The organism is Planktosalinus sp. (assembly GCF_059864935.1).
Window position 1 is genome coordinate 1 of sequence record NZ_JCBCCK010000143.1, and the last position, 4,527, is coordinate 4,527.

Sequence of the window (4,527 nt, forward strand, 5' to 3'; positions counted from 1 at the left end):
ATGACCAGGAACAATGGGGTAGGTGGTCATGCCCCAATCATTGTTCATCATACTGAGGTCTGAATGGCAAATGCCGCAATTAAGGACTTTGACATCTACTTGTTCTGCTCCAAGTTCTCCCATTTCGTAAGAGAATGCTTCTAATTTTTGGTTGGGGCCGTTGGCGGCTAATGCTGATACTTTCATAATGTATTAATTTTTAATATTAGACTTTATTTTTTCTTGTGCCATTGCAATATTACTTCAGTGAAAAACAAGGGAACTGTCCATGAAAGCCAAATACATGCGGCACCGCGTTCTTCAAAAGTGGGCATTAAATCTCTTATCATTGAATTTTCATTAAGAACCCGAAAAAGCACAAAACCCAAGGTTATAATGTAAGTCCTGATCATCCATTCGCGATGTTGAGGAATTCTTTTTAAACGAATGGCTCTGTAGGCCATTAAAACACTCGTCAACCATACCATCGCCATGACAAACAATGAAATGCTCCATGAAATATTGACTTGAGGCGCCACGTAAATGGACATATACATGGCACTTAAAGAGGCTATAATGATGGCAATTATAAACACCTTGCCTAAATTGCGGTGTGTTTTTAAAAAACGGTTCCTGAATGTTGTGCTAAATTGAAATGGCCCAATAATTAAAGCCAGAACACCTCCTAGTAAATGCCCAACTAGCCACCATTTGTTGGGCCAATAATAGTCTTCATATTGTTCTATGTTAAATTTGAAGAAGTAAGGAAGTGCTCTGTCTATCACAAAATATAAGGCGATAAGAACTAGGATGGCAAGTAAAATTGTTTTTAAAGGTTTCATTCCAGTTAAGTTTTTTGGTTTTATGTTTTGTAAACTTCCAACTCTATTTCTATCAAAAATTCGGGGAGTGCTAGTTCTACCACTCCTATCCACGTGCCGGTAGGAAAGTGGTTTTTATAGATTTCAGTCCTGTAACCGGCAACTTCCAAAAACTTGGGCATATTGGTGGTAAAGACATCTTCTTTTACCACATCATCAAAAGTACAGTTGAAGTGTTTCAGTATTTTTTCAAGATCGGAATAGCAGTTTTTCATTTGCTGTTCAAAATTGCCAATTGCGGTGGGATTGCCTTCATCGTCCATACTCACGGCACCGGAGATTTTTATGCTGTTGCCAATCTTTACGGCATGTGAGTAGCCATAAGCTTTTTCAATTTCGGGACGTAGTAAATAGTATTCCGGTTTTTGGTTTGATTTTTCCATTTATTTTTAAGGTTTCTTAGTAATTGTAAAAAATGATTCTTGTATTTTTTGGGAATGAAGGAGTTTTACTAATCATTGGTTCACTTGTTTTAAATTTAAAACTGGCAGTCCCGGCAGTAGATTTTGAAAATTGTTTAATAACCATTAAACTTGAAAATCACTTTAGACTACTGCCGAAATTCTCCCTATAGAAAATCTGCCTGTAATAAATTGATTATTCCACTGAGGGATCAACTACTGTAGATGCTGCCTCTAGTTCTTGTCGTACTAAATCAGATACAATTTCAGCGTTGTTCCAATATCCAAACTCTTCCACAATTTTACCATCGATAAAGCGTGCGGTAGTATGAAATGGGATGTCATACACTTTATTTGTGGATTTCATAGTGCCTTTCCATAGACCCCAAAAGTTGACCCAAGTTTGGCCTTTGTCTGTTACCACCATTTCATATTCTTCTTTTTCAACGACCCAGGTCATCATTTCAGCGTCTTCTTTGTGGGTTTCAATGTTTTGAGAAATGCTAACCGCTTTTTCTTCAACAACATTATTGGCAATTTTGGCAGTATCTGCATAATGTGTGGCCAGACTTTCCCAATTCATTTTTTTGTAATCATCCATTGCTTTTTTGTAAGTATCAATTTCAGGTGATTGTTGTGTGTAGCGTGTGTCTTTTTGATCACAGGCTGTAAAGATGACTATCGCAAGTCCTACTAATAATAGATTTTTCATAATGTTTGTTTTTAAAATTAGTTATTCATTTAAGTGTAATATTTGGCCATCTTTTACAGTCCAAATGTGTTGAAAATCAGTGTTGACAGGTTCACATTCTGTGGGTTGTTTACCCATAACAGAACCTGTCACCAGGATTTTATTTTTTTCCATTTCCTTGAATTGAAGGTTTTCAAAGTCAACACCTCTCCATTGGTTTTTTACAATTGCATAAAGGGTAATGGTGTTTCTGTCTCCGGTTTTGGTGGTTTCCCATTGAATACTTGAAGTGAGCATTAATAACTCTTGACTGCTTGTATTGTCGTTTTCCAAACGTTCATAAATACTTTTGATCAAACTCAGATCAGCCTTATTTTGGCTACTAACCACTTGAATGGAACACAAAAAAACCACAAGCAAGAGCATTATTTTTACCAAAGGGTGATGAGTAATTTTGCTTATTTGATTTTCCATTATTCTTCAACGGGTTTATCTTTCTGGAGATTCTGCAAAGCCAAAACAATGGGTGTGTTGTCCCAGTAGCCGTGCTCCTTCACAATTTTACCATCAACAAATTGAATGGTAATGTGGCAGGGCACTTCAAACAGCTCATCTGTTGCGGCCAGTCTTCCTTGCCAGACTGCCCAGTAGTTAACCCAGGTTTCACCTAAATCTGTGATCACCAATTCAAATTCTTCGGTGTCCCTTAAAAATCCCCACGAACTAAAAGTCTGTGCGGTTTGCCTGTGTTCTAAAATGGTTTCATCAATGCTTTTTGGGTTCTTCTCGGTACTATTGTTAAATATTTTGGCTGTATCGGCATAATGGGTTTTTAAGGCTTCCCAGTTTTGGTTTTCATAGTCTTTTATGCCTTCTTTAAAGGTGTCAATTTCCGGAGCATTTTGGGTATATCTTTCCTGCGACTCATTGATACAGGATATAAAAAGCAGGGGCATCAGGTATATCAATAGTTTTTTCATCTTCAGAAAATTAGAAAAGGATGTGGCAGAAAAGACACATCCTTTCCGGTTGGTTTAGTTTTTAGGATTATAGGACAACTCAGGCATCATAGTACCTTCTGTGTATTCTATTTTTGTGACATACTGCGAAAGCTCTTTCCATAGTTTATCAGCATCTTCCCCTAAAAGTTTTCTGTTTTCATCAGATCGTTTTGCGTATTCCAACGGGCTTTCTGCAGCATTTGAAACCAATATATAGGCTTCATCGTTTCCAAATCCACTGAAGTATAATCTGTAGTGTGATTTCGATCCTTTTTTAGTATAAAGGTCTTTGTATTTTTGAGCTATTTCTGCAATTTTTTGACGATCGCGTGCCTTGTGGAACATCACTATATTTTTTCTATAGTTCTGGCCTTCCGGGGTTGTGGTCATGCCATCGGGCATATAAGATAGGCCATTACTTAAAATGATAATGTAATCGTTGTGGCTGTCATAGTGTTTATCAAATTCGCTGAAGATTTCAGCAAATTTATCATTCCCCAGTTTAGCCCGCGTTTTGGGCATGAAATCTTTTCCTAAATCTTCCCAACCGCCTACAGGGGCAATGCTTATCACTCTGTTGTCATTGGTCCACAATACATTCCAACCCTCTTCTTCCTGATTTTCTTTGGCCAAATCTGCCAGTTTTTTGGATATTGTTTCATAAGCATCAGAACTGGAAGGATACACGTGATCCACATGGATTCTGTAAAACTGGTTTTGTGCGGTTAAAAATGTTGTACTGATTACCAGCATCAGTAGTGTTTTCAAAAATTTGTTTGTTGTTTTCATGACATATAGTTGATTATGATTAGTCCTCCCAAAGGTATCGGGCGGTGTGAAATTTGACTTGGACTAAACTTGCAAAGAATTGGATAATTCTTGCAAATAGTTGAAAATAAGCGGTGGAAGTAGTATTAGACCATTTCTTTTTTGAAAGCAGAAGGGCTGCAACCAAATTCTTTTTTAAATGCCCTGGAAAAATAAGCCTGATCATTAAAGCCTGTCATATAGCAAATTTCAGCAACACCGGCAGCATTGTTTTTAAGTAATTCAGCTGCTTTGTTCAGGCGAAATGTACGAGTCCACTCACCGGGTGCTTTTCCCGTGAGGGCGTTTACTTTACGATGCAGCTGGGAAGTGCTTAAGCAGAGTGCCTCAGCGAGTTTTTCAACGGTAAAGTCTGAATTGGAATAGTGCTCTTGTAATTGATTGTTTACTTTTTCTAAAAATGAACGGTCAATAGATGGTAATTCATTCGCATTTGTTCCCAAATAAGATTTTTCTTGAAGTATTTTCCTTAATTGCTCTTGTTTCTGCAAGAGGTTGGTAATGCGCAGGTGTAGCTCGTCATTGTGAAAGGGTTTACTCAAGTAAGCATCCACGCCGGTTTCAAGGCCTTTGATTTTGTCTTCTTGGGTTACTTTACCGGTAAGCATAATCACAGGGATATGACTTGTTTTTTCATTATTTTTTAATTGTTTGACCAAGCTGTAACCGTCTAAAACCGGCATCATAACATCGGTAAGAATAAGATCCGGTATATGTTTTTGTGCCAACTCAAAGCCTTGTTGCCC

The 4,527-nt window shown here is 37.6% G+C and carries 8 protein-coding genes; all 8 read right to left on the minus strand.

Annotated features, from left to right (window positions below):
- On the minus strand, positions 1 to 186 hold a 186-nt coding region (locus AC6F75_RS05910), incomplete at its 3' end, for an alcohol dehydrogenase catalytic domain-containing protein (RefSeq protein WP_500714026.1).
- Positions 187 to 212: 26 nt separating this feature from the next.
- A complete protein-coding gene (locus tag AC6F75_RS05915; protein ID WP_500714027.1) occupies positions 213 to 821 on the minus strand; it encodes a DUF2306 domain-containing protein in 609 nt (202 codons plus the stop codon).
- Positions 822 to 841: 20 nt separating this feature from the next.
- Complete coding sequence (locus tag AC6F75_RS05920) at positions 842 to 1,243, minus strand: Rid family hydrolase (RefSeq protein WP_500714028.1); 402 nt, start codon at positions 1,241 to 1,243, stop codon at positions 842 to 844.
- Positions 1,244 to 1,457: 214 nt separating this feature from the next.
- A complete protein-coding gene (locus AC6F75_RS05925; RefSeq protein ID WP_500714029.1) occupies positions 1,458 to 1,973 on the minus strand; it encodes a nuclear transport factor 2-like protein in 516 nt (171 codons plus the stop codon).
- Between the two features lie 21 nt (positions 1,974 to 1,994).
- Positions 1,995 to 2,426 (minus strand): hypothetical protein, encoded by a 432-nt coding sequence (locus AC6F75_RS05930; RefSeq protein ID WP_500714030.1) that lies wholly within the window; start codon positions 2,424 to 2,426, stop codon positions 1,995 to 1,997.
- Positions 2,426 to 2,932 carry a nuclear transport factor 2 family protein gene (locus AC6F75_RS05935; protein WP_500714031.1) on the minus strand — a complete coding sequence of 169 codons (507 nt, stop codon included), beginning with the start codon at positions 2,930 to 2,932 and terminating at the stop codon, positions 2,426 to 2,428. Before AC6F75_RS05935 ends, AC6F75_RS05930 begins: the two co-directional genes overlap by 1 nt.
- 54 nt (positions 2,933 to 2,986) lie before the next feature.
- On the minus strand, positions 2,987 to 3,742 hold the full coding sequence (locus tag AC6F75_RS05940) for a hypothetical protein (protein ID WP_500714032.1): 756 nt from the start codon (positions 3,740 to 3,742) through the stop codon (positions 2,987 to 2,989).
- Between the two features lie 125 nt (positions 3,743 to 3,867).
- Positions 3,868 to 4,527: helix-turn-helix domain-containing protein (locus AC6F75_RS05945; RefSeq protein WP_500714033.1), on the minus strand; the 660-nt coding region annotated here is incomplete at its 5' end.